Annotated in this window: 21 protein-coding genes, 1 tRNA gene and 1 pseudogene; 12 read left to right on the top strand and 11 right to left on the bottom strand. The window is 59.6% G+C overall.

The window, feature by feature from the left end:
- Positions 1 to 47: 47 nt before the first annotated feature.
- Positions 48 to 1,106: a YhcG family protein gene (locus EJA70_RS08620; protein ID WP_158830479.1), complete on the bottom strand. Its 1,059-nt coding sequence runs from the start codon at positions 1,104 to 1,106 to the stop codon at positions 48 to 50.
- 258 nt (positions 1,107 to 1,364) lie between these two features.
- Here EJA70_RS08620 and EJA70_RS08615 point away from each other — a divergent pair, with 258 nt between their 5' ends.
- Both EJA70_RS08615 and EJA70_RS08610 read left to right on the top strand, forming a co-directional pair.
- Entirely contained in the window at positions 1,365 to 1,814 is a 450-nt protein-coding gene (locus EJA70_RS08615) for a carboxypeptidase regulatory-like domain-containing protein (RefSeq protein ID WP_158830478.1), read from the top strand.
- 74 nt (positions 1,815 to 1,888) lie between these two features.
- A complete protein-coding gene (locus EJA70_RS08610; RefSeq protein WP_158830477.1) occupies positions 1,889 to 2,179 on the top strand; it encodes a YceK/YidQ family lipoprotein in 291 nt (96 codons plus the stop codon).
- Here the strand turns inward: EJA70_RS08610 and EJA70_RS08605 are convergent.
- From EJA70_RS08605 to EJA70_RS08580, 6 genes and pseudogenes are all read right to left on the bottom strand, one after another.
- Complete coding sequence (locus tag EJA70_RS08605; protein ID WP_008080548.1) at positions 2,176 to 2,529, bottom strand: hypothetical protein; 354 nt, start codon at positions 2,527 to 2,529, stop codon at positions 2,176 to 2,178. The genes EJA70_RS08610 and EJA70_RS08605 overlap by 4 nt on opposite strands.
- Positions 2,530 to 2,641: 112 nt before the next feature.
- Positions 2,642 to 2,717, bottom strand: a tRNA-Phe gene (locus EJA70_RS08600).
- Positions 2,718 to 2,820: 103 nt separating this feature from the next.
- A complete protein-coding gene (locus EJA70_RS08595; protein WP_008080549.1) occupies positions 2,821 to 3,093 on the bottom strand; it encodes an oxidative damage protection protein in 273 nt (90 codons plus the stop codon).
- Complete coding sequence (gene mutY, locus EJA70_RS08590; protein WP_158830476.1) at positions 3,090 to 4,157, bottom strand: A/G-specific adenine glycosylase; 1,068 nt, start codon at positions 4,155 to 4,157, stop codon at positions 3,090 to 3,092. Before mutY ends, EJA70_RS08595 begins: the two co-directional genes overlap by 4 nt.
- Positions 4,154 to 6,379, bottom strand: a complete 2,226-nt coding sequence (locus tag EJA70_RS08585; RefSeq protein WP_158830475.1) for an AsmA family protein — start codon at positions 6,377 to 6,379, stop codon at positions 4,154 to 4,156. Before EJA70_RS08585 ends, mutY begins: the two co-directional genes overlap by 4 nt.
- A gap of 78 nt (positions 6,380 to 6,457) precedes the next feature.
- Positions 6,458 to 6,598 (bottom strand): annotated as a pseudogene (locus tag EJA70_RS08580) (aspartate 1-decarboxylase autocleavage activator PanM); the annotation flags it as partial.
- Positions 6,599 to 6,905: 307 nt separating this feature from the next.
- Between EJA70_RS08580 and EJA70_RS08575 the strand changes: the two are divergent.
- From EJA70_RS08575 to EJA70_RS08545, 7 genes are all read left to right on the top strand, one after another.
- Entirely contained in the window at positions 6,906 to 8,570 is a 1,665-nt protein-coding gene (locus EJA70_RS08575; protein ID WP_008080552.1) for an OFA family MFS transporter, read from the top strand.
- A 263-nt stretch (positions 8,571 to 8,833) separates the two neighbouring features.
- Entirely contained in the window at positions 8,834 to 9,427 is a 594-nt protein-coding gene (gene hisB, locus EJA70_RS08570) for an imidazoleglycerol-phosphate dehydratase HisB (protein ID WP_007909204.1), read from the top strand.
- On the top strand, positions 9,427 to 10,065 hold the full coding sequence (gene hisH / locus EJA70_RS08565) for an imidazole glycerol phosphate synthase subunit HisH (RefSeq protein WP_007909206.1): 639 nt from the start codon (positions 9,427 to 9,429) through the stop codon (positions 10,063 to 10,065). The genes hisB and hisH overlap by 1 nt, the downstream gene beginning before the upstream one ends.
- Positions 10,066 to 10,326, top strand: coding sequence for a DUF2164 domain-containing protein (locus tag EJA70_RS08560; protein ID WP_064117035.1), 261 nt, complete (start codon positions 10,066 to 10,068; stop codon positions 10,324 to 10,326).
- Positions 10,327 to 10,427: 101 nt separating this feature from the next.
- Positions 10,428 to 11,177: a 1-(5-phosphoribosyl)-5-[(5-phosphoribosylamino)methylideneamino]imidazole-4-carboxamide isomerase gene (gene hisA / locus EJA70_RS08555; RefSeq protein WP_158830474.1), complete on the top strand. Its 750-nt coding sequence runs from the start codon at positions 10,428 to 10,430 to the stop codon at positions 11,175 to 11,177.
- Positions 11,178 to 11,269: 92 nt separating this feature from the next.
- Positions 11,270 to 12,040, top strand: coding sequence for an imidazole glycerol phosphate synthase subunit HisF (gene hisF, locus EJA70_RS08550; protein WP_158830473.1), 771 nt, complete (start codon positions 11,270 to 11,272; stop codon positions 12,038 to 12,040).
- Between the two features lie 82 nt (positions 12,041 to 12,122).
- The gene (locus EJA70_RS08545; protein ID WP_158830472.1) at positions 12,123 to 12,878 is read left to right on the top strand and encodes an ABC transporter substrate-binding protein; all 756 of its coding nucleotides are present in this window, start codon (positions 12,123 to 12,125) and stop codon (positions 12,876 to 12,878) included.
- 84 nt (positions 12,879 to 12,962) lie between these two features.
- On the opposite strand, the gene EJA70_RS08540 is transcribed toward EJA70_RS08545, so the two are convergent.
- The 4 genes from EJA70_RS08540 to gpmI form a co-directional block, all read right to left on the bottom strand.
- The gene (locus tag EJA70_RS08540; protein ID WP_158830471.1) at positions 12,963 to 13,739 is read right to left on the bottom strand and encodes a divergent polysaccharide deacetylase family protein; all 777 of its coding nucleotides are present in this window, start codon (positions 13,737 to 13,739) and stop codon (positions 12,963 to 12,965) included.
- Between the two features lie 2 nt (positions 13,740 to 13,741).
- Complete coding sequence (locus EJA70_RS08535; protein ID WP_008080557.1) at positions 13,742 to 15,061, bottom strand: S41 family peptidase; 1,320 nt, start codon at positions 15,059 to 15,061, stop codon at positions 13,742 to 13,744.
- A 31-nt stretch (positions 15,062 to 15,092) separates the two neighbouring features.
- Complete coding sequence (locus EJA70_RS08530; protein ID WP_158830470.1) at positions 15,093 to 16,379, bottom strand: murein hydrolase activator EnvC; 1,287 nt, start codon at positions 16,377 to 16,379, stop codon at positions 15,093 to 15,095.
- Between the two features lie 253 nt (positions 16,380 to 16,632).
- Positions 16,633 to 18,162 (bottom strand): 2,3-bisphosphoglycerate-independent phosphoglycerate mutase, encoded by a 1,530-nt coding sequence (gene gpmI / locus EJA70_RS08525; RefSeq protein WP_158830469.1) that lies wholly within the window; start codon positions 18,160 to 18,162, stop codon positions 16,633 to 16,635.
- Between the two features lie 153 nt (positions 18,163 to 18,315).
- Here gpmI and EJA70_RS08520 point away from each other — a divergent pair, with 153 nt between their 5' ends.
- Genes EJA70_RS08520 through secB form a run of 3 tightly spaced genes read left to right on the top strand, consistent with a single transcriptional unit; the run spans position 18,316 to position 19,528 of the window.
- Positions 18,316 to 18,729, top strand: coding sequence for a rhodanese-like domain-containing protein (locus EJA70_RS08520; protein WP_008080560.1), 414 nt, complete (start codon positions 18,316 to 18,318; stop codon positions 18,727 to 18,729).
- Position 18,730: 1 nt separating this feature from the next.
- Entirely contained in the window at positions 18,731 to 18,985 is a 255-nt protein-coding gene (gene grxC / locus EJA70_RS08515; RefSeq protein WP_008080561.1) for a glutaredoxin 3, read from the top strand.
- A 57-nt stretch (positions 18,986 to 19,042) separates the two neighbouring features.
- Positions 19,043 to 19,528 carry a protein-export chaperone SecB gene (gene secB, locus EJA70_RS08510; RefSeq protein ID WP_008080562.1) on the top strand — a complete coding sequence of 162 codons (486 nt, stop codon included), beginning with the start codon at positions 19,043 to 19,045 and terminating at the stop codon, positions 19,526 to 19,528.
- Positions 19,529 to 19,689 lie beyond the last annotated feature (161 nt).

Below are 19,689 nucleotides of genomic sequence, written 5' to 3'. Positions count from 1 at the left end.
AAGCTGCCAACGATAGTCTGCGCGCCGCCCAGTAACAATCCGCAGGTTTATTCAGTGGATTCAGTAAGCATGCGTTCCTCGATCAAGGCCTGTTCGCGATTGAGTTCTGCGCGCAGCTCCTCTTCACTCGGCAGGATCGTCTTGTAACTGCTGGCGAACAATTGCTCATTGCCCTTGAGCATTGAGTAGCGCGCCACCGAATCGTTGCTCTCGGCAGAGAGGATGATCCCGACTGTCGGCTTGTCGCCCTCGCTGCGCATGAGCTCGTCGTACATGCGCACATACATGTCCATCTGCCCGACATCGCGGGCGCTGAGCTTGCCGCGTTTAAGGTCGATGATCACAAAGCATTTGAGCAGGTAGTTGTAGAACACCAGATCGATGTACAGATCGACGCCGTCGGTGCTGATGCGTTGCTGGCGAGCAACGAAGGAAAAGCCTTTGCCCAGTTCGAGCAGAAAGCCCTGCAGGTGGTCGATGAGGGCTTGTTCCAGGCCGCTTTCCCTGACCTTGCCCGCTGACGGCAGCCCGAGAAACTCGAGCATCACCGGATCACGAATGAATTCACGCGGATTGCACTTCATTGCCTCGATGTTGGTGGTGGCTTCTTCGATCACGTCGGCTTTGTCTCGACTCATGAGGAGCCGCTCGTAGTACAGCGTCAGGATCTGGCGATCGAGGGCACGGCTTGACCAGTTCAGGTTGGCGCACTCGTCCATGTACCAGTGGCGCGCCTTTTCATTGTTCACACCCAACAGCCGACGGTAGTGGGTCCAGCTCAATTCGGAACGCACTGCGTTCCAAATTGGAAACAGCTGATAAAAACTGCGCATGTATCGCAGATTACGATCATCAAACCCTTTACCAAACTGCGCCGTCAGATCCTTCGCCAGCAAGGCAAGCAGCTGCTTTCCATAGCCCGCACGCTGGGCACCTTGCTGTTCAAACTCGACGATATGCCGGCCGATCTGCCAGCAGGTCTGCACTTGGATGGTATCAACCGCTCGCAGCACTTTTTGCCGCGCCTGACGAATCAACTCGCCCAGCTCTCCCGGCAATGAATCGATTTTCGGGTCTTGCGTGTCAGCAGGTTTTAGCTGGCTCATCGGTCTTCCGCGTTATTGGGAACAGAGGCAAAAGCATGCCAAGAGTTGCCGTTGCGGTATGTCGGGAGAGGCGACGAAATCCGCAGGAAGAGGCGGTGGGTGTTGCAGGACATTGCCGAGTCAAACGGCTTTAACGGGCAAAGGTCTGTAGTCCATTTCGTACACCCGCCAAGTGCCAATCAATCTGAAACCCACTCTCGCCGGCAAAATCTAAAAGGAGTAACGGTTGGGCTCTGCCAGAGCCCGGGAGTCGTCATCATGAAACGCGTTCTAACCTTCATGCTGCCCGTCGCCGCTGTGATTGCATTGGTGTTTCCGGTGATGTTGCAGGCAGCCAGTCTTGAGCCCATCGACAGTGCCGGGGTGCAAGTTCAGCAGCAACAACAGAACGGCATCAGCTATTTGGCCGGTGGGGTCGGTGAGGATGAGGCGAAGGCCATTCAACAAGCCACCGGTTACAACCTGCACATGACGTTCGCAGTGGGGCCGCAGGATGAGTACACCGCAGATGTCGATGTGACGATTGAACAGTCGCCGGGGCAAACCGTACTGACCCTCAGCCAGACGGGGCCGCTGCTGTACGTGAAATTGCCGCCCGGCAAGTACACGGTGGTGGCCACTCGTAACGGCGAAACACGGCACGATGTCACAGACGTTGGCAGCGGCACTGCGCGCAATCTGGTGTTCCACTGGAATGATGCTGAATAGCGATGGGTGTTTGTCAGGTTGAGGCGCCGGTACAATCCCGCGCCTCTTGTTTTGTGATGTAAGGAAGCGCCGGTTTGAAAGGGATTTTGCGTGTTGGCTGTGTAGCAGGCCTGGTGTTGCAGTTGGTGGGCTGCGGAACGTTCATCGGCCGTTTGAATGACGGTTTGTCCGATGCTCAGTATTACCGAGGGGTTGATGGCAACCTCCACCTGCTGGGTGTGCGCGGAGGCGGCAGCAGTGGCATGCCGGCGGCCGTGATCTGTTACATGATGATTGTCTGTCCGATCATCACCGTTGTATCCCTGCCAGTAGACGCCGCGCTGGACACGGTTCTGCTGCCTGTCGATTACATCAATACACTTTAGGTTTTCTTTGTGCGGCGTTTGCTTTTCGGTGTGTGCACGGGCTCTTGCACTTTGCGGTAGACCCACAAGCAGAACACAGAAAACGCCAGCAGAAACACCGTGCCGATACTCTGCGACACAAACTCAACCCAGAATCGCCGCGGTTGCAGGGCCAGGGTGTAGGTGCTGCGCGGGCCGCGATTGTTGGTGGTGATGGAGCCTGTGAGCCAGCTGTCGACCAGCATCCAGATTGATGCACCGATGCCGAAAACAATCAGCAGGGCAGCGAGGATCGTCAGCCAGTAAGTCGTGCGGCTCGGGCGATACGGCGGCGGATGGGGCAGGGGCACGCGGGTTCGTTTCTGGTTCATCAGCTGGATGACCCTCTTCCGTAAGGGGCGGGCAAAGTAGCGCGGATTCAGTGTTGATCAAATCGCAGGCATAAAAAAACCCTGAATCTTGCGATTCAGGGTTTTCGGTATTTGGTGCCCAGAGACGGAATCGAACCGCCGACACGGGGATTTTCAATCCCCTGCTCTACCGACTGAGCTATCTGGGCAACGGGGCGCATTAAAAGGGTTTTTCGGATTTACGTCAACGACTTTTTTAAAATTTCTTAAATTAATTCCGTCGCTTACGATCCGACCCCCGATTTCCGGGGTTTACTCTGCAGGTGGAACGTAGCCTTCGGCTTGAGCGTATTCCTCGCCGGAGAAGTACTTGTCCATTTCGCCCTGAAGATATTTGCGGTCTTCGGCGTTCATCATGTTCAAACGCTTTTCGTTGATCAGCAGGGTCTGGTGTTTCTGCCAGTCGGCCCAGGCCTTGGCCGAGACGTGGTCAAAAATATCCTGACCTTTGGCGCCCGGGAAAGGGGCGCGTTCCAGGGCGGGCAGTTGTTCTTTGTATTTGCGGCACATTACGGTGCGGGTCATGGCGACTCTCCTGCATTCAAGACGGCGGCCGCGCGTTCGAGCAAGGTTTTGACCGGGGCGGCGAGGCCCAGGCGCGGCGGGGTGGCGAGGTTATACCAGAGCCAGTCGGCCTCGGCCACGTGATGGGCGGCCTCCTGCACCTGAACCAGCCAGGGTTCGATGGACAGCTGGAAATGGCTGAATGTGTGGACAAGGCTCGGCAGTGCCTGCTGCTCGCCCATGGTCAGCGCGTGCTGATCGGCGAGGTGTTGCAGGTCGTCGAGGTCGTCGAGTTCCGGCAGGCTCCACAAGCCGCCCCACAAACCGCTCGAGGGGCGACGGTAGAGCAGAATCGCGCCGTCGCCGTTGGCAAGCATCGGCATCAGCGTGCGCTTCTGCGGGATGGCTTTACGCGGCTTGGGGATCGGGTAGCGGGTTTCGAGGCCAAGCATGTGCGCTTCGCAACCGCGCTCCAGCGGACACAGCAGGCAACTCGGCTTGCTGCGCGTGCAGAGTGTGGCGCCGAGATCCATCATCGCCTGGGTGTAGGCGTTGACCCGATCGTGTGGCGTAAAGCGCTCAGCGTTGGCCCAGAGCTGTTTGGCGACCTTCGGCTCGCCGGGGTAGCCCTCTTGCGCAGTAAAGCGCGCCAGCACGCGTTTGACGTTGCCGTCGAGGATCGGCGCGCGCAGACCCATGCTGATGCTCGCGATCGCGCCGGCAGTGGACAGGCCGATGCCCGGCAGATCGGTAAGCTTTTCAACGTCACGCGGAAACTCGCCGTCGTACTGGCTGACGACGATCTTCGCGGTCTTCTGCAAATTGCGCGCGCGGGTGTAGTAACCCAGCCCCGTCCACAGGTGCAGCACTTCGTCTTCTGGCGCTGCGGCCAGCGCTTCGACCGTCGGCAGCGCGACCATGAAGCGGTCGAAGTAATTCAGCACGGTGCTGACCTGGGTCTGCTGCAACATGATCTCCGACACCCACACCCGATACGGATTGATGTCCTGTTGCCAAGGCAAATCATGGCGGCCATGGCGGTCGAACCACTCCAGCACCGCCGTGGAAAACTGCTCCGCTCTCATCGCTTGAACAGCCCCTTCAATGCGTTTTTCAATTCCGGGCTGACCTTGTCGCCCAGTTTTTCGTCGATCTTCTCGCTGAGCTTGTCGCCGGCAATTTTGGTGGCGACCTGGCCGAGACGCTCATTGTCGATACGGCAGGCCTTGGCGCCGAGTTCCAGCGGGCCACGGCAGCGCAGTGGCCACTCGATGCCGACGAACTTATCGCCGACCTGGCAGGCCGGATCCGGCATGGAGCTGGTGTCGCCTTCGACGATGATGCCGACGCGATAGTCCATGCCGAGCACGCGCAGGTCGATGTCGCCGTCACCGTTGACGGTCATGCCAGGGATGCGCACTTTCAGGTCCGGGTTGCTGGCGATGCCGTTGCGGAAAGTCAGGTTGCCTTTCAGCTCCTGGAATGGCGTGTCTTTGCCGCGTGGCTCGCCGCTGAGGGTTTTGCGGTTGAGCGTGGCGATGCCTTTGCACAGTTGCTGTTCAAGGTTGGCGTTGAGCAGCACGCCGTTGTTGATCACGAAACTGGCGTTGCCGTTGAGGGTGTCGATCAGCGCTTGCTGGCTATTGCCGCTGCTGGTCACGTTGCTGGTGAGGGTCACCAGGCCTTTGACCGGCGGGTTTTTGCCTTGGCTTTCGAGGATTTTTTCCGCAGGCACGCGGTTGAGTCTGGTCTGCAAATTCAGCACCAGTGCGCTTGGGCGCACGTCGAGGGTGCCTTTGGCCTCGAAACCGCCGTTGTACAGCTCACCGCTCAGGTTGGTCAGGGTCAGCAAGCCGCCTTGGCCGGTGGCTTTAAGTGCGGCGTTCTGAATCGGCAGTTTGTCGAGGGTCAACTGGCCGAAGGTCAGGTCGGCATCGACGTCAAGTTTGGCCAGGCGTTCAACCGGCAGCAGGCGCTCGGTGCTCCAGGCGGTTTTGCTCGGCTTGTCCGGCAGCGGTGTGGAGCCGGCGCCGGCCATCGCATCGGCTTCGGTGCTGGCCACTTCGGCCTGGCGTACTTGCGTAGCGTTCGTGGCTTTTTCCGATTTCGGTGGCAGGTAGCGGTCGACGTTGAACGTGTCAGCCTTGAGCACGGCGCGCAGCGATTGTTTGGCGAAGTCTTCGACGGCGATGCGGCCGCTGAAGCTACTGTCGTCGAGTTTCAGATTGATGTTGTCGAAAGCGACGCTGGTTGGCGTGGCCGCCACACGGCTGACCAGTTCGACTTTGCTCAGGCTGCCCTCGGCCATGGCCGGAAGTTTCTGGCCGATGCTGTCGACGAACTTCGCCAGATCGAACTGGGCGATGGAGAGGCCGCCGCTGATCTGTGGGGTTTTGTCGAGGTCGTTGGCTTTCAGTTCACCCAAGGCGCGCAACTGGTTGGCGGAGATCTTGATGCCGGTCCATTCGGCGACGTTCGCCGCTTTATCCAGCAACAGCTGCCCTTGGGCTGCGAAGGTCATGGTCTTGCCTTGCAGCGGGTCGCCAGCCAGTTCGCCGGACAGCTTCATGTCTTCCAACTTGTAGCGTTGCAGGGCGCGCTCGATGCGCAACTCGCCAGTGAGCTCGGTGCGCACGCGCAGCACCGGCTGATTGGTGCCGAGGAACGCGGTGGCTTTCACCGGGATATTGGTCGAATCGTGTACAGGGCCGGTGCTCAACTGAATGCTCTCGGCGCTGAACTGCTTGCCTGTCTTCTCGTCGTTGTATTCAACGCGGGCGTTGTTGACTGTCAGGCTGTCGATGTCGAGGCGGATTGGCTGTGGCGGTTTTTCCACGGCAGCGGTGGTTTCGCTCGCCGGTTGGCCCGCAGGCGCCGCTGGTGGCGTTGCCCCGGCCGGAGCGGGCACCTTGCCGATGTCTTCCCAGTTGCCATGGCCGTCCTTGTCGCGGTTCAGGCGCAGGTTCAGGCCTTCGACACGCACGTCGCTCATCTGCACTTCGCGGCGCAGCAGCGGCAGCACGCGCACGGAAAGGCCGAGCATCTGCAAATCGGCAAACGGTTCGGTCGGCTTGACCAGTGTGGCGACGCTGGCCTCGTGCAATTCCAGGCCGAGCCACGGGAACAGGCTCCAGCCGATATCGCCATTGAGCGTCAGCTCGATGTGGGCCTTGTCGCGGGCTATCTGGCGGATCTCGTCTTTGTAATCGTTGGGATCGAAGAGGTGGGTCAGGGCAAAACCTGCCGCCACAATGATCAGCAACAGCCCGAGAAGTACCAGACCCAGGATTTTGCCGAACGCTTTCATGGGCGAGTCCTTGTAATTAGTCGAATTCGTAATTTAGCCGGGGAGTATAGCGCTGCAAATGCCCGGTTCGGTGTGGCGTCATGTTGCCAGTACCTCGAATGGCACGTGCAACTTCGCGGCGATGGCCGGAGCTGGAAGATGCCCGGCAGGCGCCAGCAGGCGCAGTTCCGCCCCCGCTTGCGACGCCATTTACTGCGCTTGGTTCACCAGCCGCTCGGCAAAAATCGCCCCGTGTAGGAGCTGCGGAACGCTGCGATCTTTTGATTTTGTTTCGAAAAAACCAGATCAATAGATCGCAGCGTTCCGCAGCTCCTACAGGGATGGAGATCAGATGACATGAAAAAGGTGATATCAGTTTGGTTTTTCTGTCACCTGCAAATGGTAACCTTCGCCCGTTCGTCCGCCCTTCTGCGACTTAACGTCGCGCCTTCAAGGAGCTTCACCTTAAAAAACGGTCATGCCTGCGTGCATAAGGCCGAGGGTGAACAGTGGCTGGCGAACCATACTAATAATTGGGGGATACACAATGAGCACGAGCATCACGGCGGACGGCCTCAGCGCCGCCCAGCCTGCGTTCCTGTCCAAGGAACGCATCATCGCCAAGCCCGGTTTCAACCGGTGGCTGGTACCACCGGCCGCTCTGGCCATCCACCTGTGCATCGGCATGGCCTATGGCTTCTCGGTGTTCTGGTTGCCGCTGTCCAAGGCGCTGGGCGTAACCGCTCCGGTGGCTTGCGCGCCGGACATGAGCTTCATCGCACAAGTGTTTTCGTCGCAATGCGACTGGCCGATCTCCATGCTTGGCTGGATCTACACGCTGTTCTTCATCTTCCTCGGCTGCTCGGCAGCGATCTGGGGTGGCTGGCTGGAACACGCAGGGCCACGCAAGGCTGGCGTTGTATCGGCACTGTGCTGGTGCGGCGGTCTGCTGATCTCGGCGCTGGGTATTTATACCCACCAGATCTGGCTGATGTGGATCGGCTCGGGCGTGATCGGCGGTATCGGTCTCGGTCTGGGCTACATTTCGCCGGTGTCGACCCTGATCAAGTGGTTCCCGGACAAGCGCGGCATGGCGACCGGCATGGCGATCATGGGTTTCGGTGGCGGCGCGATGGTCGGTGCACCGTTGGCGACCGCGCTGATGAGCCACTTCGGCTCGGCTGAAGGCGTTGGCGTCTGGCAGAGCTTCGTGGCCATGGCGGCGATCTACTTCGTGTTCATGATCGGTGGCGCCCTCGCTTACCGCGTGCCGCCAACCGGCTGGAAACCTGAAGGCTGGACCGCTCCGGCGAAAAAAGCCTCCAACTCGATGATCACGCACCGTCACGTGCACGTGAATGTGGCGTGGAAAACCCCGCAATTCCGTCTCGTTTGGCTGGTGCTGTGCCTGAACGTTTCTGCCGGTATCGGCATCCTCGGCATGGCTTCGCCACTGCTGCAGGAAGTGTTCGGCGGCAAACTGCTGGGTGTTGATGTGCCGTTTGGTCAGCTTGATGCCGGTCAGTTGGCTTCGATCGCGGCGATCGCTGCCGGTTTCACCGGGTTGCTCAGCCTGTTCAACATCGGTGGGCGATTCTTCTGGGCCTCGTTCTCGGACTACCTGGGCCGCAAAAACACCTACTTCGTGTTCTTCGCCCTGGGTTTTGCCCTGTACGCGCTGATCCCGAACCTCGGTCACTTGGGCAACGTTGCGCTGTTCGTGGCGGCGTTCTGCATCATTCTGTCGATGTACGGCGGCGGTTTCGCCACGGTTCCGGCGTATCTGGCCGACCTGTTCGGTACACAGATGGTTGGCGCGATCCACGGTCGTCTTTTGACTGCCTGGGCGGCGGCGGGCGTGCTCGGTCCGGTGTTGGTGAACTACCTGCGTGAATATCAGTTGAGCATCGGCGTTGAACGCGCGGCGGCTTACGACATCACCTTGTACATCCTCGCCGGCCTGCTGGTGCTGGGCTTCCTGTGCAACCTGCTGGTACGTCCGGTGGCCGACAAATACTTCATGACCGACGCTGAACTGGCGGCCGAACAAGCGCTGGGCCACGACAAAGGTGCTGACGCCAGCACCGTTCTGGAGTGGAAAGCCGCGCCGGGCAGCAAGCCGTTGGCGATTGCTGCGTGGCTGGCGGTGGGTATTCCGTTGGCGTGGGGTGTGTGGGTGACCCTGCAGAAAACGGCGGTACTGTTTCACTAAGTAAAAACGCAGTACCCCTGTAGGAGTGAGCCTGCTCGCGATAGCGGTCTGACAGTCACAGAAATGTTGACTGTGAGGCCCTCATCGCGAGCAGGCTCACTCCTACAGTTGTTTTTGCGCTCCTGTAATGGCTTGTATGGACATGTCTACCCGCGACAGCCGGGGGTTCTATCCGTCAGCCATCTCACCTCTCGTGTTTCTGTTTCGGCCCCGCGTGCCTATAATGGCTGCCTTTTTCGCCCAATGATTTTGCGGAGCTGGTGATGGCCGAACGTAAGGCTTCTGTCGAGCGCGACACTCTGGAAACCCAGATCAAAGCCTCGATCAACCTTGATGGCACCGGAAAGGCCCGATTCGATATCGGTGTTCCTTTTCTTGAGCACATGCTGGATCAGATCGCCCGTCACGGGTTGATCGACCTGGATATTGAATGCAAGGGCGATCTGCATATCGACGACCACCATACGGTGGAAGACGTCGGTATCACCCTCGGCCAGGCATTTGCCAAAGCCATTGGCGATAAAAAAGGCATCCGTCGCTACGGTCATGCCTACGTGCCGCTCGATGAAGCGCTGTCGCGCGTGGTGATCGACTTCTCCGGTCGTCCAGGCCTGCAGATGCACGTGCCGTACACCCGCGCCACCGTTGGCGGTTTCGACGTTGACCTGTTCCAGGAATTCTTCCAGGGCTTCGTCAACCATGCGCTGGTCAGCCTGCACATCGACAACCTGCGCGGCACCAACACGCACCACCAGATCGAAACCGTGTTCAAGGCTTTCGGCCGCGCATTGCGCATGGCCGTCGAGCTGGATGAGCGCATGGCCGGGCAAATGCCATCGACCAAAGGCGTTCTGTAATGCAGACGGTTGCAGTAATCGATTACGGCATGGGCAACCTGCACTCGGTGGCCAAGGCCCTCGAGCACGTCGGCGCCGGTAAAGTGCTGATCACCAGCGATGCGGCGGTGATTCGTGAAGCTGACCGCGTGGTGTTCCCCGGTGTTGGCGCGATTCGCGATTGCATGGCGGAGATCCGTCGCCTCGGTTTCGACTCGCTGGTGCGCGAAGTCAGCCAGGATCGTCCGTTCCTCGGCATCTGTGTCGGCATGCAAGCCTTGCTCGACACCAGCGAAGAGAACGATGGCGTCGACTGCATCGGCCTGTTCCCGGGCGCGGTGAAGTTCTTCGGCAAAGACCTGCATGAAGACGGCGAGCACCTGAAAGTCCCGCACATGGGCTGGAACGAGGTGAAGCAGAAGGTCAGTCACCCGTTGTGGCATGACATTCCGGACATGGCGCGATTCTACTTCGTGCACAGCTACTACATCGCTGCCGCCAATGCGCGGCAGGTGGTCGGTGGCGGTCATTACGGTGTCGATTTCGCTGCGGCGCTGGCCGATGGCTCGCGCTTCGCCGTGCAGTTCCACCCGGAGAAAAGCCATACCCATGGCCTGCAGTTGCTGCAGAACTTCGCCGCGTGGGACGGTCGCTGGTAAATGGCTGCCAAGAAATCCAAACCGCCGATCCTGACCCTCACTGCCGAGCAGGAGAGCGACGCCAATCGCAAGATTCAGCGGTTCATGGAAGATCGTTTCGAATTGGACCTGGGGTCGTTCGAAGCGGCGGAAATTCTTGAGCTGTTTACCCGCGAAATTGCTCCGCACTATTACAACAGGGCGATTTTCGATGTGCAGACCCACCTCAAAGAGCGGTTTGAAAGCATCGAAAGCGACCTGTGGGCGCTCGAAAAAAATTAGGAGCAGCTGCAAGCCGCAAGCTTCAAGCTGCAAGAACTGGTACACCGCATGCTCGCAGCTAGTCGCTTGCAGCTTGCCGCTCTTTTGACGAAGGAAAAAGCATGCTGATTATTCCCGCTATCGATCTTAAAGACGGTGCCTGCGTACGTCTGCGCCAGGGCCGCATGGAAGATTCCACAGTGTTCTCCGATGACCCGGTGAGCATGGCTGCCAAGTGGGTGGAGGGCGGTTGCCGCCGTCTGCATCTGGTCGATCTGAACGGCGCGTTCGAAGGCCAGCCAGTCAACGGCGAAGTGGTCACCGCGATCGCCAAGCGCTACCCGTCCCTGCCGATCCAGATCGGTGGCGGCATCCGTTCGCTGGAAACCATCGAGCATTACGTCAAGGCTGGCGTCAGCTACGTGATCATCGGCACCAAAGCCGTGAAAGATCCTGCATTCGTCGCTGAAGCCTGCCGCGCGTTCCCAGGCAAGATCATTGTTGGTCTGGACGCCAAAGACGGCTTCGTCGCCACCGATGGCTGGGCGGAAATCAGCACCGTGCAGGTCATCGACCTGGCCAAGCAGTTTGAAGCCGACGGCGTCTCCTCGATCGTTTATACGGACATCGCCAAAGACGGCATGATGCAGGGCTGCAACGTGCCCTTCACCGCTGCGTTGGCTGCCGCTACCAAGATCCCGGTGATCGCATCCGGCGGCATCCACAATCTCGGTGACATCAAGTCGCTGCTCGACGCCAAGGCGCCGGGCATCATCGGCGCAATCACGGGTCGCGCGATTTATGAGGGCACGCTGGATGTGGCAGAAGCCCAGGCTTTCTGCGATAGCTACGCGACCAGCTCCAAGCTGTAAGCTGCGAGCTGCAAGTTAGAAGCGCGACCGCGTCCGCTCTTTCTTGCAGCTTGAAGTTTGAAGCTTGCAACTCTTAATCGGAGATTAAGCCCATGGCGTTAGCCAAGCGCATCATCCCTTGCCTGGACGTGGACAACGGTCGGGTCGTCAAAGGTGTGAAGTTCGAGAACATCCGCGACGCCGGTGACCCGGTGGAAATCGCCCGTCGCTATGACGAGCAGGGTGCCGACGAGATTACTTTTCTCGACATCACCGCCAGCGTCGATGGTCGCGACACTACGCTGCATACCGTCGAGCGCATGGCCAGCCAGGTGTTTATTCCGCTGACCGTCGGCGGTGGCGTGCGTACCGTGCAGGACATCCGCAACCTGCTGAATGCCGGCGCGGACAAGGTATCGATCAACACCGCTGCCGTGTTCAATCCGGAATTCGTCGGTGAAGCGGCGCAGCATTTCGGCTCGCAGTGCATTGTCGTCGCCATCGACGCGAAGAAAGTTTCCGGCCCGGGCGAAACCCCGCGCTGGGAAATCTTCACCCACGGCGGACGCAAGCCAACCGGCCTCGATGCGGTCGAGTGGGCGAAGAAAATGGAATGTCTCGGTGCCGGCGAAATCCTGCTGACCAGCATGGATCAGGACGGCATGAAAAACGGCTTCGACCTTGGCGTGACCCGCGCGATCAGCGATGCGCTGGGTATTCCGGTGATCGCTTCCGGTGGCGTTGGCAACTTGCAGCATCTGGCCGACGGCATCCTCGAAGGCCACGCCAGTGCTGTGCTGGCGGCGAGTATTTTCCACTTCGGCGAATACACCGTGCAGGAAGCCAAGGCCTACATGGCCAAACGCGGCATCACGATGCGTTAAGCGTCAAAATCGATACAGGCCAGTGGACACCATGGCGCACCCAAGGCACTCTTGGGCACGCCATGGATTTCGGTAGCCCGACATGATCAAACGCCTGCTTCTAGTTCTCGCCAGCGCCTCGATGTTGCTCGTCAACTCGGCCCGCGCCGAAACCAGTCCCGACACCGATCTGGTGCTCCTCACCGAAAACTTCCCGCCGTACAACATGGCGAAGAACGGCAAAAATTTCGCCCAAGGCGAAAACATCAACGGCATCGCCACCGACATCGTTCGCGAAATGTTCCAGCGTGCCGGCGTCACCTACAGCCTGACCCTGCGTTTCCCTTGGGAGCGCGTGTACAAGCTCGCTCTGGAAAATCCTGGCTACGGTGCCTTTGTGATGGCGCGCCTGCCGGATCGCGAAAAGCTCTTCAAATGGGTCGGCCCGATCGGCCCGGACGACTGGATCCTGTTGGCCAAAGCTGACAGCAAGATCACCCTCGAAACCCTCAATGACGCGCGCAAGTACAAGATCGGCGCCTACAAGGGCGATGCGATTGCCGAGACGCTGACCAAGCAAGGTTTGAAACCTGTGGTGGTGTTGCGCGATCAGGACAACGCCAAGAAGCTGGTCAACGGGCAGATTGATTTGTGGGCCACGGGCGACCCGGCCGGGCGCTATCTGGCACGGCAGGATGGGGTGACGGGGCTGAAGACGGTGCTGCGTTTCAACAGCGCCGAGCTGTATCTGGCGCTGAATAAAGACGTGCCGGAAGAGACGGTGAAGAAGCTCCAGGCTGCGCTGGATCAGATGCGCAAGGATGGTGTGGTGGACGAGATTATGGGGCGGTATTTGTAGCGCTTGTTAAAAGATCGGAGCCTTCGGCAGCTCCTACAGGGGAATGCATTGCCAATGTAGGAGCTGCCGCAGGCTGCGATCTTTTCAGCGGTAAACGCCATCCTTGCCGTGAGCCGCCGTGGCCTTGTTACTGCGCACGCTGATCATCTGCCGAATATCAATCCACTCAACGCCCTGAGCCTTCAGCTTCGGCAATTCGCGCTCCAGCACCGCCAGTGTCTGCGGATACGGATGGCCGATCATCACCGCCGAACCCTGCTTGTGCGCCAGGCTGATCGCCGTCTGCAACTGCGTGGAAATCGCCGCCTCAGTTCGCTCATCATCGAGAAACACGTCGCGCGAAACACTCGCCAGATCGATCTTCTGTGCTTGCTGCGCAGCAACGGTCTGCGCACTGGTGCGGCTGTCGACGAAGAACTTGTGCCGGCGCTGCAACTCGGCCATCAGCCACGCCATCGCCACCGGTTGCGCAGTCATGCGGCTGCCCATGTGGTTATTGATGCCAGCGGTGTAGGGGACCATTTTGAACGCAGCGTCGAGGCGCTTTTCCAGCTCTTCGATCGGCAGTTCCGGGTGCCAGGCGTACGGCCCGGTGGCCGGGTCCATCGGCATGTGCAGGATGACGATCTTGCCGGCGCGGTGAGCCTCGCGGGCAAATTCGGTGGCGTGCGGGGTGTCGGGCATGATCGCCGTGGTAACCGGGCCGGGCAGGGCCAGCACGCGGCGATCCCGGGGCAGGTTCTGCCCCAGGTCGTCGATGATCAGTGTCAGGTAGGCTTTGTGTGGCTTTGAGCTGACGGGCTCTGCGTGAGCAGCACCCGCCAGACAGCACAGCAGAACGAAGACGAAACGCAAAAACATCCTCAACGGCCGGACGTAATGCTCAGGCCTTTGAGCAGGCTCAGGGCCTGGGCCAGTTGGTAATCGTCATCCTGCGGCATCGCTTTGGCCTTGCCGCCGGAACCGGTCGGTTTGTCGGCGCCGCCGTTGCCATTGCCCAAGTGACCTTGCAGGTCGGCTTCCTTGAAGTAGTCGCTGTCGGCCTCGTTGGTGATCTTGGCCTTGCGCACTTCGATGTCCGGAACAATGCCTTGCGCCTGAATCGAGCGGCCATTCGGCGTGAAGTACAGCGCCGTGGTGATCTTCAGCGCGCGGTCGTTGTTCAGCGGCAACACGGTTTGTACCGAGCCTTTGCCGAAGCTGGTGGTGCCCATGACCACGGCGCGTTTCTGATCCTGCAGGGCACCGGCGACGATTTCCGAGGCCGAGGCGCTGCCACCGTTGATCAACACCACCATTGGCACCGCTTCGCTTTCGTCTTTGCCGGTGGCCGAGAAGCGCAGTTCGGAGTTGGCGATCCGGCCCTTGGTGTAGACGATCAGGCCTTTGGTGATGAAGTGGTCGACCACTTCCACCGCCGCCTGCAATACGCCGCCCGGGTTGTTGCGCAGGTCGAGGATCACGCCGTTGAGCTTCTTGCCGTTGTCCTTGCGCAGCTTGGCCAGGGCTTTGGAAACTTCTTCACCGGTCTTGACCTGGAACTGGGTGATACGGATGTAGCCGTAGCCCGATTCCAGCAGTTGCGCCTTGACGCTCTTCACCTGAATCACCGCACGAGCGAGGGTCACGTCGAACGGCGTGCCGCCGTCGCGCACCAGGGTCAGGGTGATTTTCTGGCCGATCTTGCCGCGCATCTTGTCGACGGCTTCGGTCATGGTCTGGCCGCGCGTTGGCGCACCGTTGATCTTGACGATGAAGTCGCCGGCCTGAATACCGGCCTTCGACGCCGGGGTGTCATCGATTGGCGAGACCACTTTGATGAAACCGTCTTCGGCGCCGACTTCAATGCCCAGGCCGCCGAATTCACCGCTGGTGCTTTCCTGCAGTTCGGTGAAGTCTTCCGGGCCGAGGTAGGCCGAGTGCGGATCAAGGTTGCTGAGCATGCCCTTGATGGCGTTTTCCAGCAGGGTCTTGTCGTCCACCGGCTCGACGTAAGCGGCTTTGATCCGGTCCATGACCTCGGCAAAGGTGCGCAACTCTTCCAGCGGCAGCGGCGCCTTGGAGGTCGCGGCTGTACCTGCCGGAGCGACGGCCGGGGCTGGTTGCGCGGCAAACGCCAGAGGCGCGCCGATCACCAGAGCGATCGTCAGGGCCAGCGAGGTAAGGCGGGACAAATGCAGCATGTCGAACGAACTCCTGAATTAGGCGGTGCGCTTATCCTTGCGCACGGCACCATTGCGCCGGATCACTCGGGTGACCCTGCTGACGAATTGCGAAATACAGCGCTGGTGTGTCCTGACCGCCACTGTTACCGACAGTGGAAATCGACTCACCGGCTTTAACCACGTCCCCAGCCGACTTGAGCAGCGTCTGGTTGTGACCGTAAAGACTCAGAAAACCATTGCCGTGATCAAGGATCACCAGCAGTCCGGCGCCGCGCAACCAGTCGGCGAACACCACGCGACCACCATGCACGGCATGTACCTGGCTGCCGGCGGAGGCGCTGATCATCACACCGTCCCACTTGGTCCGGGCGTCGTCGCCACGGCTTTCACCGAAGCGCGCCAATAGTCGACCATCAACCGGCCAAGGAAGTTTTCCCCGGGTTGCAGCAAAAGCGCCACCGAAGGTCTCGCCGCTGCTGGAAACCAGCGCGCCGGGAGTGGATCTGGCGGGTTTTCGTGGGGCGTCGCTGTTTTCAGCTTGCGCCTCACGCAAACGCTTTTTTTCCGCTTCCTGCTGGGCGATCAGCGCTTTCTGCCGCGCTTCTTCTGCCTCACGAGCCTGGCGAGCCAAGGTTTCCTCAATGGTTTTAAGGACTTTAGACAGGTCTGCCTGATCCTGCTCGCGGGCGGCGAGTTTCTGATCGCGGGCCTTCACGTCATCGTTGAGCTTGGCGAGGACTTGCTGGCGTTCCTTGCGAACATTTTCCAGTTCGTCGCGCTGACTATCGAGGGTGCTTTTCTGCACCAGCAATTGCGCTTGCTGGGCGGCGATGTCTTTTTCGACATTGGCCAGTTGGCGCAGGGTTTCGTTGAAGTTCTTCAACTGCTCCAGGCGGGCCTGGCTCAGGTAATCGTAATAGGTGAGGGTGCGGGCGAATTTCTCTGGATTCTGCTGGTTGAGCAGCAGCTTGAGGTATTCCTGCCGACCGTTCTGATAAGCCGCACGGGCCTGAATGGCGATCAGTCGCTGCTGTTCAGTGCGCGCGCTCTGAAGTTTTTTTTTCTCTGCATCGAGTCGCTGCAGCTCGGATTCGCTTTTCTGCAGCTCTTTCTGCAGCGCATCGACCTGTTTCTGCAGCTTGCCCAGCTCGGTTTCAGTGCCCTTGAGCTCTTTCTGCACGCCGGATTTTTCTTCCTGGACCTTGCTCAGCAGTTTTTTCAGCTCGGCAATGTCCTGACGCGTGGCGTCCAACTGTTGTTGGGTTTGCGCGCGCTCGTCAGCGAAGGCCGGTTGGAGCAGGCAGGTCAGAGCGAGGGCGATCAGGACGCGGAGCATAGAGGCGGGCGGCACCAGGGTAAGGGACGGCCTAGTATGCCCGCCCGAGGCTGCAAAAAAAACGCCCAATTGGGGCTGTGTGATAACTGGACCAAGCAATACACCGAATTCCATTTCGAAAACTCCATAAACCACTGTGGGAGCTGGCTTGCCAGCGATGGCGTCTGCACATTCAACATAGATGTTGGCTGTCAGATTGCTATCGCTGGCAAGCCAGCTCCCACAGGGTTTTGCGGTGTTTTGGCGATTGGGGTCAGACCAGGATAGAGGTGCCGGTCATTTCCGCAGGTTTTTCCAGACCCAACAGTTTCAGCATGGTCGGCGCCACATCCGCCAGCACGCCGCCTTCACGGACCTTGAGGTCGCGCTTGCCGACATAAATGAACGGCACCGGCTCAGTAGTGTGCGCGGTGTGTGCCTGGTGGGTTTCTTCATCGGCCATTTTTTCGACGTTGCCGTGGTCAGCGGTGATCAGCGCTTCGCCGCCGACCTTTTCCAGGGCTTCAACGATGCGACCGACGCAGGTGTCGAGGCATTCAACCGCTTTCACTGCCGCGTCGAACACACCGCTGTGACCGACCATGTCGCCGTTGGCGTAATTGACCACGATCACGTCGAAGCGCTGGTTTTCGATGGCCTCGACGATGCGGTCGGTCACCTCAGGCGCGCTCATTTCCGGCTGCAAGTCGTAAGTGGCGACTTTCGGCGACGGGATCAGGATGCGTTCTTCGCCCGGGAACGGTTCTTCACGACCGCCGGAGAAGAAGAAGGTCACGTGCGCGTATTTCTCGGTTTCAGCGATACGCAGTTGGGTTTTGCCGTTTTTCGCCAAGTAATCGCCCAGGACGTTTTCCAGGCTGCCCGCCGCGAACGCCGACGGTGCCGGAATGCTTGCCGCGTATTGGGTCAGCATGACGAACCCGGCCAGTTTCGGCTGGCGCGCGCGCTCGAAATCCTTGAAATCGTCTTCGACGAAGACGCGGGTCAGCTCGCGGGCGCGGTCGGCGCGGAAATTCATGAACACCACAGCGTCGCCGTCTTCGACTTTTACCGGCACACCGATGGTCGTGGCTTTGACGAATTCGTCGCTCTCGCCACGCGCATAAGCAGCGTCCAGACCTTCCTGCGCGGTGGCGGCGTTGAATTCGCTGTTGCCGTCGACGATCAGGTTGTAGGCCTGAGCGACGCGATCCCAGCGGTTGTCACGATCCATTGCGAAGTAACGGCCGATAATGCTGGCGATGCGGCCCTTGCCCAGTGCCTGGAAGGTTGCATCGAGCAATTCGATCGACGAGGCAGCGCTTTTCGGCGGCGTATCGCGGCCATCAAGGAAAGCGTGCAGGTAGATTTTTTCAGCGCCGCGCTTGAAGGCCAGTTCGGCCATGGCGATCAGGTGATCTTGATGGCTGTGCACGCCGCCATCGGAGAGCAGACCCATGAAGTGCACGGCTTTACCGGCGGCCACGGCTTTATCCACAGCGGCGCAGATGGTCGGGTTCTCGAAAAATTCGCCGTCGCGGATCGACTTGGTCACGCGGGTGAAGTCCTGATACACCACGCGGCCGGCGCCGAGGTTCATGTGGCCGACTTCGGAGTTGCCCATCTGGCCGTCCGGCAGACCGACGTCCATGCCGCTGCCCGAGATCAAGCCGTTCGGCACGGTGGCCCACAGGCGATCAAGGACGGGCTTCTTCGCCGCAAAAACGGCGTTGGATTCGGGGCTTTCGCTGTGACCGAAGCCGTCGAGAATCATCAGGACCAAAGGTTTAGGCGTGGTAGTCATGGAATCCACTCGTGGCTAATAAAGAAGAGGGCGATGGAAAAGGGAGTTGGAGTTTAAAGCTAAGTTCCGACCGCGTCACCGCCGGACGGGGTTTGGCCGACCATAGTGGCTGTGTATACTGGCCGACATTTTAACGCCCTGGAACCTCCTTCGATGGTTGCTCACCTGATTGAATTTGCCACTAACCACTACATTCTTGTCGGTATCTTCGTCGTACTGCTGGCTCTGCTGCTGGCGCACACGATGCAGGGCGGCGGTAAAAGCCTGAGCACCGGTGAGCTGACTGCACTGGTCAACAAAGACGCAGGAGTAGTGGTGGACATCCGTCCGGCCAAGGATTTCGCTGCCGGCCACATCGTTGGCGCGATCAACATTCCCCAGGACAAACTGGCTGCGCGCACCGCCGAGCTGGAAAAGCACAAGGCCAAGACCATTATTCTGGTCGACGCCCTGGGCCAGACCGCCGGCACCCACGCCCGCGAGCTGATGAAATCCGGCTTCACCGCCGCCAAGCTGTCCGGCGGGATCTCCAGCTGGAAAGGCGACAACCTGCCGCTGGTGAAGTGATATGAGCGAAGTCATCGTCTACTCCAGCGATTACTGCCCTTATTGCTCGCGAGCCAAGTACCTGCTCGAGAACAAAGGCGTGGCGTTCAAAGAGATCAAGGTCGATGGCAAGCCGCAGGTGCGCGCCGAAATGGCCCAGAAAGCCGGACGCACGTCCGTGCCGCAGATCTGGATCGGCAGCAAGCACATCGGCGGTTGTGACGATTTGTATGCCCTGGAGCGCGCCGGCAAGCTCGACGCGCTGCTCAAGGCCTGAACGGCTGCACCCACGTACAGCACTCCCTAAAAGACCCAAGATCAGAAAGGATCTGAGATGACTGACCAACAGAACACTGCAGCCAGCGAAGAAGAAACCGCACCGCAATTCTCCTTGCAGCGCATCTACGTTCGCGACCTGTCCTTCGAAGCCCCGAAAAGCCCGGCGATCTTCCGTCAGCAGTGGGATCCGACCGTTGGTCTGGATCTGAACACTCGCCAGAAAGAACTCGAAGGCGATTTCTACGAAGTCGTACTGACCCTGTCCGTGACCGTGAAAAACGGTGACGAAGTGGCCTTCATCGCTGAAGTGCAACAGGCCGGTATCTTCCTGATTAAAAACCTCGACGCGGCTTCGATGAGCCACACCCTGGGTGCGTTCTGCCCGAACATCCTGTTCCCGTACGCACGCGAAACCCTGGACAGCCTGGTGACCCGCGGTTCGTTCCCAGCGCTGATGCTGGCGCCGGTGAACTTCGACGCCCTGTACGCGCAAGAATTGCAGCGCATGCAGGAAAGCGGCGAGACGCCAACCGTTCAATAAACGGTCCTGGCTACAACGAAAAAAGCGCCGTAACAGGCGCTTTTTTCTTGGCTGATCGTTCCCACGCTCCGCGTGGGAATGCCTCTGGGGACGCTCCGCGTCCAGTGACGCGGAGCGTCACGGGCTGCATTCCCACGCAGAGCGTGGGAACGATCAGGTGT

It is taken from the genome of Pseudomonas sp. PB103, from assembly GCF_009764635.1.
Classification (GTDB): domain Bacteria; phylum Pseudomonadota; class Gammaproteobacteria; order Pseudomonadales; family Pseudomonadaceae; genus Aquipseudomonas.
This window is presented reverse-complemented; position numbering and strand designations above follow the sequence as displayed.

Excerpts from the sequence above, each read along its gene's own strand:
- EJA70_RS08545 (WP_158830472.1), top strand. The coding sequence starts at position 12,123 with ATGATCAAACGCCTGCTTCTAGTTCTCGCCAGCGCCTCGATGTTGCTC.
- hisF (WP_158830473.1), top strand. The coding sequence starts at position 11,270 with ATGGCGTTAGCCAAGCGCATCATCCCTTGCCTGGACGTGGACAACGGT.
- EJA70_RS08585 (WP_158830475.1), bottom strand. The coding sequence starts at position 6,379 with ATGAAAGCGTTCGGCAAAATCCTGGGTCTGGTACTTCTCGGGCTGTTG.
- EJA70_RS08535 (WP_008080557.1), bottom strand. The coding sequence starts at position 15,061 with ATGCTGCATTTGTCCCGCCTTACCTCGCTGGCCCTGACGATCGCTCTG.
- hisB (WP_007909204.1), top strand. The coding sequence starts at position 8,834 with ATGGCCGAACGTAAGGCTTCTGTCGAGCGCGACACTCTGGAAACCCAG.
- EJA70_RS08575 (WP_008080552.1), top strand. The coding sequence starts at position 6,906 with ATGAGCACGAGCATCACGGCGGACGGCCTCAGCGCCGCCCAGCCTGCG.
- hisH (WP_007909206.1), top strand. The coding sequence starts at position 9,427 with ATGCAGACGGTTGCAGTAATCGATTACGGCATGGGCAACCTGCACTCG.
- EJA70_RS08595 (WP_008080549.1), bottom strand. The coding sequence starts at position 3,093 with ATGACCCGCACCGTAATGTGCCGCAAATACAAAGAACAACTGCCCGCC.
- gpmI (WP_158830469.1), bottom strand. The coding sequence starts at position 18,162 with ATGACTACCACGCCTAAACCTTTGGTCCTGATGATTCTCGACGGCTTC.
- hisA (WP_158830474.1), top strand. The coding sequence starts at position 10,428 with ATGCTGATTATTCCCGCTATCGATCTTAAAGACGGTGCCTGCGTACGT.
- mutY (WP_158830476.1), bottom strand. The coding sequence starts at position 4,157 with ATGAGAGCGGAGCAGTTTTCCACGGCGGTGCTGGAGTGGTTCGACCGC.
- EJA70_RS08520 (WP_008080560.1), top strand. The coding sequence starts at position 18,316 with ATGGTTGCTCACCTGATTGAATTTGCCACTAACCACTACATTCTTGTC.
- EJA70_RS08560 (WP_064117035.1), top strand. The coding sequence starts at position 10,066 with ATGGCTGCCAAGAAATCCAAACCGCCGATCCTGACCCTCACTGCCGAG.
- grxC (WP_008080561.1), top strand. The coding sequence starts at position 18,731 with ATGAGCGAAGTCATCGTCTACTCCAGCGATTACTGCCCTTATTGCTCG.
- EJA70_RS08605 (WP_008080548.1), bottom strand. The coding sequence starts at position 2,529 with ATGAACCAGAAACGAACCCGCGTGCCCCTGCCCCATCCGCCGCCGTAT.
- EJA70_RS08615 (WP_158830478.1), top strand. The coding sequence starts at position 1,365 with ATGAAACGCGTTCTAACCTTCATGCTGCCCGTCGCCGCTGTGATTGCA.
- EJA70_RS08540 (WP_158830471.1), bottom strand. The coding sequence starts at position 13,739 with ATGTTTTTGCGTTTCGTCTTCGTTCTGCTGTGCTGTCTGGCGGGTGCT.
- EJA70_RS08530 (WP_158830470.1), bottom strand. The coding sequence starts at position 16,379 with ATGCTCCGCGTCCTGATCGCCCTCGCTCTGACCTGCCTGCTCCAACCG.
- secB (WP_008080562.1), top strand. The coding sequence starts at position 19,043 with ATGACTGACCAACAGAACACTGCAGCCAGCGAAGAAGAAACCGCACCG.
- EJA70_RS08620 (WP_158830479.1), bottom strand. The coding sequence starts at position 1,106 with ATGAGCCAGCTAAAACCTGCTGACACGCAAGACCCGAAAATCGATTCA.